The 13,528-nt window shown below is 46.6% G+C and carries 11 protein-coding genes; 3 read left to right on the forward strand and 8 right to left on the reverse strand.

The features are described from left to right. Positions 1-35: 35 nt before the first annotated feature. Positions 36-764: an arginine ABC transporter ATP-binding protein ArtP gene (gene artP, locus R7041_RS00455; RefSeq protein ID WP_086013014.1), complete on the reverse strand. Its 729-nt coding sequence runs from the start codon at positions 762-764 to the stop codon at positions 36-38. A 422-nt stretch (positions 765-1,186) separates the two neighbouring features. Between artP and R7041_RS00460 the strand changes: the two genes are divergently transcribed. Beyond that, positions 1,187-3,421, forward strand: a complete 2,235-nt coding sequence (locus R7041_RS00460) for a hypothetical protein (protein WP_206949044.1) — start codon at positions 1,187-1,189, stop codon at positions 3,419-3,421. Between the two features lie 141 nt (positions 3,422-3,562). Beyond that, complete coding sequence (locus tag R7041_RS00465) at positions 3,563-4,558, forward strand: ABC transporter substrate-binding protein (protein ID WP_206949045.1); 996 nt, start codon at positions 3,563-3,565, stop codon at positions 4,556-4,558. 82 nt (positions 4,559-4,640) lie between these two features. Here R7041_RS00465 and R7041_RS00470 read toward each other — a convergent pair whose 3' ends face one another. From R7041_RS00470 to R7041_RS00500, 7 genes are all read right to left on the reverse strand, one after another. Beyond that, positions 4,641-5,018, reverse strand: coding sequence for a nuclear transport factor 2 family protein (locus R7041_RS00470; protein WP_031777276.1), 378 nt, complete (start codon positions 5,016-5,018; stop codon positions 4,641-4,643). 142 nt (positions 5,019-5,160) lie between these two features. Further along, positions 5,161-5,892, reverse strand: a complete 732-nt coding sequence (locus tag R7041_RS00475) for a DUF3726 domain-containing protein (RefSeq protein WP_085568963.1) — start codon at positions 5,890-5,892, stop codon at positions 5,161-5,163. Continuing rightward, positions 5,889-7,625 carry a hypothetical protein gene (locus tag R7041_RS00480; RefSeq protein ID WP_053303709.1) on the reverse strand — a complete coding sequence of 579 codons (1,737 nt, stop codon included), beginning with the start codon at positions 7,623-7,625 and terminating at the stop codon, positions 5,889-5,891. Before R7041_RS00480 ends, R7041_RS00475 begins: the two co-directional genes overlap by 4 nt. A gap of 101 nt (positions 7,626-7,726) precedes the next feature. Further along, positions 7,727-9,328: a BCCT family transporter gene (locus R7041_RS00485; RefSeq protein WP_064369197.1), complete on the reverse strand. Its 1,602-nt coding sequence runs from the start codon at positions 9,326-9,328 to the stop codon at positions 7,727-7,729. 108 nt (positions 9,329-9,436) lie between these two features. Beyond that, complete coding sequence (locus R7041_RS00490; protein ID WP_258512594.1) at positions 9,437-10,426, reverse strand: dipeptidase; 990 nt, start codon at positions 10,424-10,426, stop codon at positions 9,437-9,439. 69 nt (positions 10,427-10,495) lie between these two features. Then, on the reverse strand, positions 10,496-11,956 hold the full coding sequence (locus R7041_RS00495; RefSeq protein WP_064369195.1) for an aldehyde dehydrogenase family protein: 1,461 nt from the start codon (positions 11,954-11,956) through the stop codon (positions 10,496-10,498). Positions 11,957-12,029: 73 nt separating this feature from the next. After that, on the reverse strand, positions 12,030-12,428 hold the full coding sequence (locus tag R7041_RS00500; RefSeq protein WP_064369194.1) for a RidA family protein: 399 nt from the start codon (positions 12,426-12,428) through the stop codon (positions 12,030-12,032). 155 nt (positions 12,429-12,583) lie between these two features. Here R7041_RS00500 and R7041_RS00505 point away from each other — a divergent pair, with 155 nt between their 5' ends. Then, complete coding sequence (locus R7041_RS00505) at positions 12,584-13,474, forward strand: LysR family transcriptional regulator (RefSeq protein ID WP_005375788.1); 891 nt, start codon at positions 12,584-12,586, stop codon at positions 13,472-13,474. The last annotated feature ends 54 nt before the right edge of the window (positions 13,475-13,528 follow it).

The following is a 13,528-nucleotide window of genomic DNA, read 5'->3' on the forward strand; positions in this document are numbered from 1 at the left end:
AAATAGACTGAACTTTAAAAACGTAATTTAGTGATTTAGTGATTTAAGTAGTCAGCAAACTGGGCGGTTTGCGGGTTAGAAAACGAATCATTTGTGCCGTGCTCAACGATGTGTCCTTTTTCTAAATACAGTACGTGACTAGCGATTTTCTTGGCGAAATCCACTTCGTGCGTCACAACTACTTGTGTAATTCCGGTTTCGCTTAAATTTTTAATAATCTTAACGACTTGGTTAGTAATTTCCGGATCAAGCGCAGCGGTCGGTTCATCAAAAAGCAAGACTTCCGGTTTCATCATCAATGCACGAGCAATCGCCACACGTTGTTGCTGACCACCAGAAAGTTGCATCGGCCATGCATCCGCTTTGTCTGCCAAATGCAGCGTCGCAAGAATTTGCATTGCCTGCTTCTTCGCTTCTTCTTTATCCATGCCAGCGACTTTTACCGGAGCCTCAATCAGGTTCTCCATCACTGTCATGTGTGGCCATAGGTTGTACTGCTGGAACACCATGCCTACTTTACGACGAAGCGCTAAACCTTGTTTCTCTTTGATTTCAGTAGAGAAATCAAAAACATCATTTGCGATGTTTAGCTTGCCGTTATCCGCACCTTCAAGAAGGTTAAGAACACGTAGTAGAGAGCTCTTCCCTGCACCACTTGGACCAAGTAACACCAGTGTTTCGCCGCTTTCACACTTAAAGCTGACATCGTGAAGCACTTGTGTCTCACCGTAGGATTTATTGATTCCGCTTACCTGAATAGTCATGCTGACATACCGCATTAATTGTCACTTAGCATTTATATTACTCAAAAGGATTTTTTATGCAATAAAAATGTATAAAAATTAATTTTGTTAAATTTTTGTATGATAAGCAATCAATACAACAGAGAATATGACTGGTTTAATCAGTTGGTTTTAACTGAAATTGTTGATGAAAATCCAACAATATGATGGCAATCGAAACAAGGTTAAAATTCTGGTTACTTTTGTGCTTGTGTAGACGGAATTTTGAGTCTTTGAGCGTACTACACCCGACGCAGACCTTCTCATTTTTGCCGGGCTCCCCTCGATTTCCGGTAAAGCCTTCTATCGGCGGGTTCCTGATTAGGACTTTGTGAATGGACTATAATTTCTCTTTGTATTCTGGCCCTTAATTCGAGTCATCTAAGTATGAGTGAGATAACCCCATGTTGAAGTCGCATTGTTTTTCTCTCATTGCACTTGCTTCTCTGAGCTTACTTTCTGTACCCAACGTTTGGAGTAGAACAGCAATCGTATTACCTGGGTTGCATGAACAGGGTATTGATCTTCAAGATAAGCCTATCTCTGCTGCCGCTGCACTTGAATGGGAGTTGGATAATGCCGATATCGTGTTTGGAGCTTACGAAAATAAGAGTGATAACGAGCGTGTAAAAGCGCTTGGTTACATGTACAACCAAAAGCTGGAACTTAACTCAGGTTGGCTGGAAAACGATATACGTAACCAAGCAAAACTGAATGGAGTTGACTACGAAGATTTCTTTCTCCACTTTTCTGAAGACACTATCCTAGCTGAAGTCGACTCAAGCCATGGTGAGAATACTCTACTCAATCGAAAACCGATGATCGTTGGCTATACCGCCAGCGCTAACCACGCCGGTTTTTGGCTATATCAACCACCGCCATGGGATGCTGATGTATTTGGTCAGGCGAATAATGGTGGAGCCCTCTATGTCTATCACTCAGAGAAGTTCGACCGCTTAGCCTTTACGTTCTCTCAGTTTGCTCAAGGCGGCAGCTTCACGATTGAATACCCTTCTGCCATCGACTCGTTTGGTCAGGTAACTGAATGGAAACGCTTCGCGATTAAAAAAGACAAAACTGAGAACATGACTAAAAACCAAACGGTCAACTGGTCTGTCCCTTCGGATTGGGTTCGCGCTACAACGCATGATGGTAGCGGAAAAACTTATGGTGGCGGTCAGAACTTTGGCTCCACCTTTTTACGCGACGGCGGCCGCCTTTACGTTGCGAAAATTACTTGGCATGACGACAACATAGAAAACCGCCCACGTCTCGAAAACATTCAACTCAAAGATAGCTTCCCTGCCGTCAATATCTCAGGAGCACCAACGGAGACACCTGAAGGTCAAACCATTCAACGCTGGCGTAAAATTCGTGGCTTCGACAAATCTGCAGATCGAAACCAAGACAATTATCTTTCTTGGCATGAATACAAAAACCGTTCGAATAAGAATGCAACCGCACGATTTCGTTGGGAGTCACGCGTTATTCCATTTGGTCGTATGTGGAATCAAACCTCTTCTTGGGCATTGACCAATCTCGGCAATCCCTTTTTTGCCAATACAATGCGCCACTCTTACCAAGCTGAATGGGCGAAACAAGGTTTAAATGGTGCGTACAACGACGATACGAATAAGTTACTCGGTGCAAATCAGTTCTACATATATTCCGGAGGCACAGTGGATGAACTTGGTTTGGTGGCGGGTAGCCAAGCTGCTGACGATGCTTACAAAGCGCAATTCTCGGCGTTCTTGAATAAACTGGCAACGCTGGATGAAGATGCGTTAATTGGCCTCAACATAGGTACGGCAAACTTATTCGGTCGTAATGGGCAAAACCACTTGGTTAACGCTGGCTCCTTGTACTTGCGCGAGCACTACCTTTTCCCTGCTACCGGCTTTAGTGGCTATGCTGGCTTGGCTAAGTTTTGGGATAACTCTGCACTCGCCAAAGCGGGTCAGAAAGTGATTTATCAAGCGACCACGCGTTATGGTCGAGTTCAATACTTTGGTAACACAGAAAACAATTGGAAACAGGACCAATACTCTGCACTAGCGGTGTTCTACTTAAACTATCACCCTGAGCGCATTTACTTTAATCAGTGGAACAATGGCTACTTATATGGAAGTAATAACACAACAAGTGACAACTTCTGGAAGGCAGGCGTACCAAAGAATATTGCTTATCAACCTAGCGCCTTGCTTGCCATCGATTTAGGTATGCCAACCAATCAAATCCCAGATGGGTATCAGGCGACTCCGCTAATGATGTCCACCAGCACGCCCTATTCCGCCGATTACACGGTGATTGGAGATGCTTCTATGAGCAAAGTGGCTCATCCTGACTTGCCTAATGGCGCTATCGATTTGTTACCAACCCATACGTACTTTGCGTATCACTCAGACGATACGGTAGTGATGCATGGCCCTACAGAGATGGTGTTAGCCCGCGAATTCACCAAAGGCCAAGTTCTGTATCGAACTGATTTCTTTGGCAAGAATATCGATTATTTCTCCTCACCGAAGATAACTATCGCACTTCCAGAACCTATGCGACCTGTAGATCAAGACGGTAACATCGGCGACTATGTTTATCACATTGAGATCGGCGGCTACGAAGGGGTGTTCTTGCTGTATTAACTCCCTTTCAACCACTCTGACTAAACGCTTCATAAATCGCCGTTTTTATGCTTAACGTCACTGAAAAAACCTTGTTCACTGAATCTTTATAAACCGATGTATATACTGAAGTAAATGACAACGACAAGGAAATTCAGTCACATGAAGACGACACCTTCAATGCTCTCTGTTATGCTGCTCTCAGCATTATCAACTCATGCAAATGCGGATGAATGTGGAAAAATAACCATCGCGGATATGAATTGGAATTCGGCCAGCTTAATGGCGCACATCGACCAATTTGTCTTAAATGAAGGCTACCAGTGCGATGCGGAATTGATCCCTGGTGATAGCGTTCCTACGGGCACCTCTATGATTGAAAAGGGGCAGCCTGACGTTGCGCCAGAGTTATGGACAAACGGCATTAAAGAAGCACTTGATAAAGGAATTGCGGATAAACGCTTGCGCATCGCTAGTGAATCGCTTGTCAATGGTGGTGAAGAAGGGTTTTGGGTTCCCGCCTATCTGGTAAAACAGTATCCAGAACTCGCGACGATAGAAGGCGTCATCAAGCACGCCAAACTATTTGAACACCCAGAAGATGATGACAAGTTCGCGTTTTATAGCTGCCCTGCTGGTTGGACATGCCAAATCACCTCCGGTCACTTGTTTAATGCATTAGGGTTAAGTGAGCACGGCTTTGAGATGGTTGACCCAGGCTCTGGCGCTGCACTAGCTGGTACCATCGCCAAAGCCTATGATCGCAAAATGCCTTGGTTTGGTTACTACTGGTCACCAACACCCGTATTGGGCAAGTATAATATGGTCAAAGTGGATTTTGGTAGCGGAACGGATCTGGAAGAGTATCGCAACTGTACCACCCAGCCTGATTGTACTTCTCCCAAAGTAACAATGTACCCACCTTCTCCAGTTCGCACAGTAACAACTGAGGCATTTGCGAACAAAGAACCCCAAGCATTCGCGTACTTGCAGAAACGCGGATTTACCAACGAGCAAATGAGTGAAATGCTGGCCTGGATGGAAGATAACTACGCGGACGGTGAAGAAGCGATGTTTTACTTCTTTAATACCTACCCTGACTTGTGGAAAGGCTGGGTATCTGAAGACGTCGCGGTGAGAATCGAAAAAGCGCTTTGATGATTAATACTTCGAGTGCCACAAATCATTTAACCTCCCATACCGTTTGAATAAACGGCATGGGAGGCTAATCAACGACTCGTTAATACATGGTGTGACCATTCAATGTTTCTTTGGGTATCTCTTGCAGAGCGTCCCAATGTTCAACGATCTTCCCATTGTGATCAAAACGAAAGAAATCCATCGTCACGTATTCAATATCATTAGGCCATGTTTGGTGAGTGTGTAGTGCTACCAAGTTCCCTTCAGCAATGGCTCGCACAAACGTAATATCTTTATCGGGATACTCGTTTTGCATCCGCTCAAAATACTCGATAAAAGCCTCGGGGCCATTTCCAACTAATGGATTGTGCTGGATGTACTCATCACCTACGTAGTCTTCAACGGCCTTTCTTGGGTTACCTCTATAGGCGGTTTCGTAAAACGCAATGGCATTTCTTTTATTCTCTTGCAGATCCATTTTTCTTACCTGTGTTGCTCCATCTTGCGGATAACGGTAATCATAGTCTTTGAACTTCAGAAGTGACCAAACTTCGCGCACAAAAAAGGCCGCTAAAGAGCAGCCTTCATCACTTCTACTTGGAATCATCGCCTTTCATCGCTTAAACCACACCGCCAGCACCGAGCATAGAACGCTCACTGTTCTCCACCAGCAACGCGGTTGCGGTTTGTTTCAGTGTTTCCCATTCTTGGTCTTCGACAAAGATACCATTTTGCCAAGAAGCTTGTTGCGTGCGGCTTAACTCATCACCTTCAATGTGAATGGTATACCCTTGTGCACTTTTCTCGATATCGAAATCGTTCACGGAGAGCTCGATAACCATACTATGCAAATCCGTATCATGCCCATCAAACTGATCCGAGAAAAAGACTTCTGGCGCGATTCGTCCACGGTTTAACACATAAAGCGTTCGCTTGGGACTAGAGCCATTGACCCATTGTGCACGGCACGCAATGCCTTTTGCAGAGAGCTTCAACAACTCACTAAAACCTAGCCAACGGTTATGGCACTGCGTCAACGTGATAGTAATCGACTTACGGTTAATCATTTTCTCAAGTGCGAAATCCAACACAGCGGGTAAATGACACGCTACACTCCCGTTGTGCAGTTCTACCTCTATGTTTGACGGCGTACTGTTGGTCACCGATACGGCGCAGTCTGAATCTAACCCAAGAAACAGACTGGCGTTATTAAAATGACGAACTCCATGTAAGCCAACCATTTGCAAGTCCGCCACCATGTTCGCAATGACATCCGCCTCACCACAGTGACGGCGCATGCCAAGAAATGCCTTATTAACCGCGGCCACCAATTCGTTGTGAGAGACGATCATAATGCAAATCCTCCACTGATTTTTTGATTATCACTTTGCGCAATTTCGTCACGTGGCGGCATGCTAGGGAAAATCCATGTGTCTGCCAGTTTAGGGTCGTGAATTTCATCTAACAACGGCGCACCTTGGAAGAAAGTTACTCGAACCCAACGATCCGAGCGCGGATCAAACTTAGTCGCGCCAAAGATCGCCAATTTACAGCGCAGTAAGTGCATTGGTAACGCATCTTTACGCAGCACATTCATTTGAATATCCCCCATCGCACGGTTGCCTAGCGTCCATACGCGACGTGTGATCGAACGATAAGCCGGTTTTTGCAATAGAAACTCTGCGACGGACATTTCTACATCACAGTCAAGCAAGGCCTGGTACAAGCGATTCACTTGTCTGCCGATATCAAGCGGCAGTTCTTTTTCTTCTCCAGCCTCTTCCCCGCGAACACCAAGCCTTGGCTCTTCTTTATCTTGTGAGCGATACCAGAACCAGTAGTTGTTCTCGGCTAGTGAGTAATCCGCATCAAACGCCCAGCGGTACTTGCTTTGCAACACTTCCAGTAAATCTTGGATCTTTTTCCCGCCCGGAATAGATAACGTTTCATCCGTATTCATTTGGCTAGCAAATTCATCCACTAAAGATGGGTAGAGTTCGATCAAGCAAGAGGTGAGGATTTCTTGGGCTTCCACACTCATTGTTTTCTTATGCTCGACCAAACTCGCCCAGTTCGGATGTAATTCCATTAACGTTGTTAGCTTCGATAGCAGTTGTTTGATGTCTGCTATCGCTTGATGATTGAGCCTGTCTTGATGTTCATTGATGGTGATGACTTGCTCTAAATGACGCTGTGCTTTTTGCAGTAATCCTTGCAAAGGAGCATGGAACGACGCTTCACATGGCATCGCAAAGACTCGCGCTACCGCACGTTCGCGAGAGGTCATCCATTGGTCAACGATGCACGGGTGATTAATCAAGTATGGAGCCATGCCTAAGCCAGTAGCATTGCCGACACCAAGGTAGCGCTGCAAGCCACGATGCAAAGCCACCGCCTTGTCGCCACCTTGTTGAAGTGCCAGATAGTGCACCCAATCTAGGCTGAATTCACGCAACATATATACGGCACACATTTGCGCACTAAAAGACTGGCTGAAATCTGAGTTATTCTCTAACAGTTTGAAATCGGCGATACCAAACTTTCCGTTACCATAAACAGCTGTGGTACGCAGGATGTAACCCACTTCCGCTAACTCTTTCGGCTCAGGCTGCTCGCCTTGAGAAAGCGCGCTAACAATGTGCTCAAACACGCGCACACTTTTGTTTGCGCGAGCAAGAACAAGTACGTTGTTTGGATTACGTCCCGCTTCTTGCAGCGGTACATTTTCTCGCAATCTTTCCAACAAAGTAACATCAACATCGCCTTGAACCAGTGCAAATGTGACGTCCCACTTTTCAGCAATTACGCGATCATTACGCTCGTCGTCGGCAATTTCATCACAGAATACCACCAAATGATAAACGTGCTCTGGCGTGGTCAATTTGTAAATCACATGACCATAACCACGAGGACAAAGCTGCCACTCATGCTTGGTTACTTGCCAGTTTTGGCTTGCCATATTACGAATCAGACTGCGTACAAAGCTGATTCGGTTTTGGTGCATTGCGCCAAGCCTTTCGGCTGCCATGACAATCGCTGCATCGCGCATAGTTGCTTCCGTATAAGTAGAACGATGTGCATCCATTTTGCTCACCACCTATTTGTTATTGTAAGAATACTAGGGTTTGTGCGGATGCAGGAGGAAAACACCCGCACAAGCTCCACGTTGTTTGAATTAGATAATGGTTATAGCCCTTGCTCTTTCGCCATTTTGATTGCAATTTGTGGCGCATTCCAAAGTGACGGTAACAGAATCAACGAAACCGGAACCGCGGTAATAACAATGAAAGATTGCAGAGCAGAGATGCCGCCAGAGCCAAGGGAAATTAGGATCAATGCCGTCACACCCATCATTACTCCCCAGAAGGTACGGATGATCGCATTCGGCTCCGTTTCACCACTGATCACGACACTGATTGTGTAGGTCATTGAGTCGCCCGTCGTGACGATGAAGATCGTGGTTAAAATCAGAAATAGAATTGAAGTCAGCATTGGCATTGGTAGTTGCTGAGTCACTGCAAGCAAAGCACCTGGCAAGTTAAAGCCCTCAAACGCCGCACTCACGCTACCCGGTTCAGCAATTTCAAACGCAAGGCCTGAGCCGCCCACAATCGTGAACCAAAAACAGGTGGTTAACGGAGCCACAATACTGATGGTGGAAATAACTTGGCGAATAGTTCGACCACGGGAAATACGCGCAATAAAGATTGCCATCATCGGACCATAACCCAGGAACCAGCCCCAGAAAAATACTGTCCACCAACTTAGCCAACCTTCGTCACCGCGATAGGTCGCCATTGGGATAAAGTTATCCAGCATGCTCCCTACACCTTGAATATATCCGTTAAAGATAAAATTCGTAGGGCCAAAAAACAGGATGTAAACCATCAATGCCATGGCCAGAATCACGTTGTAACGACTAAGCAGTTGCATGCCTCGGCTTAATCCACTGAGTGCTGACAAGGTGTAAAGCGCAATCGCAAACAAGATGATGATAAGCTGAGTGGTAAAGCCATCAGGAATATCAAACAGCGCATTTAACGCGTAGCTAACCTGCAAGCCTAAAAACCCAATGGGCCCGATGGTGCCCGCGGCTACCGCGATAATGCAGCACGCGTCAATCAATGCACCGAGTTGGCCTTTAAGTGCTCGTTCGCCCAAGACTGGGTAAAGCAAAATACGGGGTTTTAGTGGTAAACCTTTGTCGTAATGTAGGTGCATCACCACGATGGAAGTTAAGCTACCTACAATCGCCCAAGCTAGAAAGCCCCAGTGCATAAAGGATTGCGACAGCGCATTCACCGCACCTTGCTGCGGGTTATCTTGCGCGCCGTATAAAGGGGGTGGGCTAACATAGTGTGCGATAGGCTCAGCCGCGGCCCAGAAAACGCCACCACCAGCCAATAAGGTACAGAAAATAATCGCCATCCAGCGGAAAGAATCCATTTCTGGTTTTGCAATCCCGCCCAACATCACCTTGCCTGTTCGCCCTGCAGCCAAGCCAAGACCAATAAGAAAAGTGAGAAGCAGCAATAACTGCCAGTATGGACCAAATACCTGAACTGCCCAGCCAAAGCCAGCGTTAACGATCGTAGATAACAGCTCGCCGTCATAAAGTGCAATAGCAACGAACAACGCGATGAAACCACCGCTATACCAAAAGGCCGGGTTATTCAGTCCTAATTTGTCCGTCGTGTTTTCTGTTGTTGATGTGTTGTGTATTGCTTTTGACTTGCCCGATGACACGCTCATCGTGGAAGCTTTCATGCTATTGGTTAAATCAGACATACTCTGACTCCAGAGGTTCTTTGCAGCTGCCAAGACTGGCTACAAATGTGAGTTTTACGCCTGCCGTATTGTTGTTATGTAGGCAGGCGGTTCCTAATTTTGGGTGTACTATGAAATAGGTTCTAATCCTTCTTTGAGGAAGTTAAACCAGTTTTCACCCAATATTTTTCCTGCCTCAGATTCACTGAATCCGTGACCCATTAATCCGTTGTAGATGTTCTCCATCCCTGCGCTGCCGCAGAACCATGGCAGCGCATCTGGCCATCCTGAGTTACTTGCTGAACCTTCACCGTAATCCATCGCTTTTGACCAACGCCCGTTGCGCATCCATTCCAATACTTGTTGCGGTTGGTTTAAGCACAGATCACTACCGATGCCTAAATGGTCGACGCCAAACATGTCTGCGGTTTTCGCTACCATCTGGCAGAAATCATCCAGCGTGCACTGGCTGCCATTTGGCAAATGGAATGGATATAAACTGAATCCAATCAAACCACCGCGCTCCGTCAGTGCTTTGATCACGGTGTTGGACTTGTTGCGCAGTGCGTCATGCGCAAACGTCGGGTTAGCATGGCTGATACAAATTGGACGCGAAGAGAGCTCGATAGCTTCCAACGTCGAACGCTCCGCGCTGTGGGACATATCAATGATCATCCCGACTCGGTTCATCTCTTCAATCGCTTGTTTACCAAAGCGAGTTACGCCGGAATCGTTTTGTTCGTAACAACCTGTCGCCAGTAAGCTTTGGTTGTTGTAGGTCAGTTGCATGATCAGCAGACCTTGACGGCGCATCACTTCAATCAGGCCAATTTCATCATCGATAGGTGAGCAATTTTGCGCGCCGAAGAAGATGCCGACTTTGCCTTCTGCTTTGGCTTTTTCTACATCTGCCATTGAATAAATAGGCATGATGAGGTCCGCATTTTGCTCGAAGCGCAAGTTCCATTCAGCAAAACGCGTTAAGGTTTCGCGCGCAGTTTCGTGGTAGACGATGGTGGCATGAACGGCGGTAATGCCACTCCCCTTAAGCGTTTGGAAATACTCTCGATCCCAATTGCAGTACTGCAATCCGTCAATCACAATCCGTTGTTGGTACATAACCACTCCTTAAACAATTTCTTAGCCTTTTCGTGCGGGCAACTGACACCATCAGTTACCCTGCCGATCTTAGTAAGGACGCTGATAAGCGGTTTTCACTACGGTGTAGAACTCTTTGGCGTACTGACCTTGCTCACGAGGACCAAAGCTAGATTCTTTACGACCACCAAATGGAACGTGATAATCTGTACCCGCAGTTGGCAAGTTAACCATGACGCAGCCCGTTTGGACTTGCTGTTTGAAGATCGCGCTATTGCGCAAGCTTTGCGTGATAATGCCGCCTGTCAGGCCAAAGCGCGTATCGTTCGCGACTGCAATTGCCTCATCCAGATCAGAAACGCGAATCACGCTCGCCATTGGCGCAAAGACTTCTTCTTGGTTCACTTCCCAGCCATTCTGTGTATTTAAAAACAGAGTTGGTGACATGTAGTAACCGTCATGCTCTAGGCTCAGACGCTCACCACCGAAAGCCAGCTCCGCGCCTGCTTGGCGTGCGTTTTCGATCCACTCAAAGTTCGCATTCAGCTGGTTACCATCAACCACAGGGCCCATGAACACGCCCTCTTCCAGTGCGTGACCCACTTTAAGTTCGCTCATGCGTTTGATTAGCGCTTCAACATACGCGTCGTGAATTCCGTCCATAACCACAAGACGAGAAGACGCGGTGCACTTTTGACCTGCACCCGAGAATGAGCCTGCGATTGTTGCTTCGACAGCAATCTGAATGTCTGCATCATCTGCCACTACGAGCGCATTTTTGCTACCCATCTCTAGCTGACAACGCACAAAATTTGGTGCTGTTGCCGCTGCAACTTTGCTGCCAGTGTCCACAGAACCAGTGAAGCTAACGCCGTTCACATCCTTCGAATTGATAAGGGTATTACCGACTTGCGAACCGCTACCCAAAACGAGGTTAAACGTGCCAGCAGGTAAACCTTGGCGATGGATAATCTCTGTCAGCGCAACGGCACTTGCTGGGGTGAGGTTGGCAGGCTTCCAGACGACGCTGTTGCCAAACGCAAGTGCTGGCGCGATTTTCCAAGCCGCTGTTGCTGTTGGGAAGTTCCAAGGAGAGATAATGGCGATAACGCCGACGGCTTCGCGAGTAACTTCAACGGAGACACCTGGACGGACGGAAGCAGCGTTATCGCCAATTTGACGCAGAACCTCAGCAGCAAAGTATTGGAAGAATTGGCCAGAACGGTAAATCTCACCTCGACCTTCAGCAAATGGCTTACCTTCTTCACGCGAAAGCAAGGTGCCCAATTCGTCACATCGTGCAATGAGCTCATCACCAATCGCTTGTAACACTGCTTGTTTGCGCTCGATTGGTGTTTTTTCCCACTCTGGCTGCGCTGATTTAGCCGCTTGAATCGCTTGCTCTACTTGCGACACGCTCGCTTGTGCAAAATCACCAATGTTTTCGCTGATATCAGAAGGGTTAATATTGGCGATGGTGTCCATGCCCGATTGCCACTCACCCGCTATATAGAGGGATTTTTCTGCTTGAACATTGTTAATAAAAGTCATGGTTCTTTCCTTGTTCTTCCGATTTGTGATGGCAAGCCACTCACTCACTGATCTCTAATTGTTCTTATTGGATTTATTCTGGTTGGCTTGCCGACGCGTAGACAACAAACTCCACCAACATCTCTTCTCGCGCTAACCCTGCAACCACCATGGCGGCGCGATTTGGGTACGGCGCTTCAAAATATTCCGCGTACACTTGGTTAACGGTCTTTAAGTATTCTCTGTCGGTCACATAAATCAGGACCTGCAACACCGAGTCCAAAGACTCCCCTGCACACTCCAGGGTGTGAATGAGATTGTTAAAGGTTTGACGTGTTTGTGATTCGATACCGCCTTCCACAACCGCGCCTGTGTCATCAATAGGAATTTGAGCCGTATACAGGGTTCCGTTGTTGACTATCGCCCATTCAAGCGGCGCTTTAGAAGCAAATAGACTGGTTTTAACTGGGTGTTTTTTAGTAGGAGTATTCACGTGCCTTTCAACCTTTGTAACAGCTTTGTTTCAATATGGTTAAATGATGCACATTGACAGGCGATAAATCTAACGGTAAATTTTTGACATTTGATAAATTAAACTTATCACTCTATTTAAAATAACGTAAATAAAGGGATTAAGAGGCATTAGGGATGAGTATTAAGCTTCAACAATTAATGCATTTTGTGATGGTAGTCGAGGAAGGAGGCTTTCGAGCCGCTTCACATCGTGCAAATCGTTCTCAGGCGGCACTGTCAACATCGATAAAAGAGCTTGAAAAAATTCTAGGGCAAACGCTGTTTGAACCCGGAAACAAAACCAAATTGACCCCGTTTGGTGAAATTTGTCTTCCCAAAGTGGTTCAGTTTCTCAATATCTACAGTGCACTAGACAACGATCTCAAAGCAGCCGCTGCCGGACAGCAAGGGAGAGTGCGAATTGCGAGCGTTCCTTCTGTTGCAGCGAAGCTCATTCCTAGCGTGTTGGGCGCCTTTTGCGAACAGTATCCAAATGTAGAAGTAAGCTTGATAGACGATAATGCCGCTGGCGTCGAGGCTCGCCTACTCTCCGGCGAGGTCGACTTAGCGCTCGGTAACCCCTCTCACCTCGATGAGGGCGGCATTGACTTTACGCCGCTGTTAGCCGATCCAATAGGCGTGGTGTGTTTAAAGGACAACCCTATTGCGAGTCATCCAGAAGGAATCGAGTGGCAAACTTTGTTGGAACAACCCTTTATCCGTAACGGCACTTGTACACTTCTAGATCCAACCCCAGCAAGAGCTCTGAGTCAGCAAGCGCTCTATTCGGTCGAAAATATTACTTCGCTATTTTCTGTCTTAGAACTTGGGATTGGTGTCACGACCCTACCGAAGCTTGCTTTCCCAACCAATGAAACACGCTTGGTTTGGATTCCGCTTATCGATCCACCACTTGAAAGGCAAATTGGTATATTTACGTTAACCGATCGCACGATCTCGCCTCAAGCTAAAGCATTTCACGATCTTTGTGTGCATTATTTAAACTATCAAAAAGAAGATAAATAATGGTTCGATTAACATGCGGATAATTAAAAGCCTCCATATTCAGAGTGGAGGCTA

Source organism: Vibrio sp. 1751, assembly GCF_033339895.1.
GTDB classification, from domain to species: domain Bacteria; phylum Pseudomonadota; class Gammaproteobacteria; order Enterobacterales; family Vibrionaceae; genus Vibrio; species Vibrio alginolyticus.

Excerpts from the sequence above, each read along its gene's own strand:
- artP (WP_086013014.1), bottom strand. The coding sequence starts at position 764 with ATGACTATTCAGGTAAGCGGAATCAATAAATCCTACGGTGAGACACAA.
- R7041_RS00460 (WP_206949044.1), top strand. The coding sequence starts at position 1,187 with ATGTTGAAGTCGCATTGTTTTTCTCTCATTGCACTTGCTTCTCTGAGC.
- R7041_RS00465 (WP_206949045.1), top strand. The coding sequence starts at position 3,563 with ATGAAGACGACACCTTCAATGCTCTCTGTTATGCTGCTCTCAGCATTA.
- R7041_RS00470 (WP_031777276.1), bottom strand. The coding sequence starts at position 5,018 with ATGGATCTGCAAGAGAATAAAAGAAATGCCATTGCGTTTTACGAAACC.
- R7041_RS00475 (WP_085568963.1), bottom strand. The coding sequence starts at position 5,892 with ATGATCGTCTCTCACAACGAATTGGTGGCCGCGGTTAATAAGGCATTT.
- R7041_RS00480 (WP_053303709.1), bottom strand. The coding sequence starts at position 7,625 with ATGGATGCACATCGTTCTACTTATACGGAAGCAACTATGCGCGATGCA.
- R7041_RS00485 (WP_064369197.1), bottom strand. The coding sequence starts at position 9,328 with ATGTCTGATTTAACCAATAGCATGAAAGCTTCCACGATGAGCGTGTCA.
- R7041_RS00490 (WP_258512594.1), bottom strand. The coding sequence starts at position 10,426 with ATGTACCAACAACGGATTGTGATTGACGGATTGCAGTACTGCAATTGG.
- R7041_RS00495 (WP_064369195.1), bottom strand. The coding sequence starts at position 11,956 with ATGACTTTTATTAACAATGTTCAAGCAGAAAAATCCCTCTATATAGCG.
- R7041_RS00505 (WP_005375788.1), top strand. The coding sequence starts at position 12,584 with ATGAGTATTAAGCTTCAACAATTAATGCATTTTGTGATGGTAGTCGAG.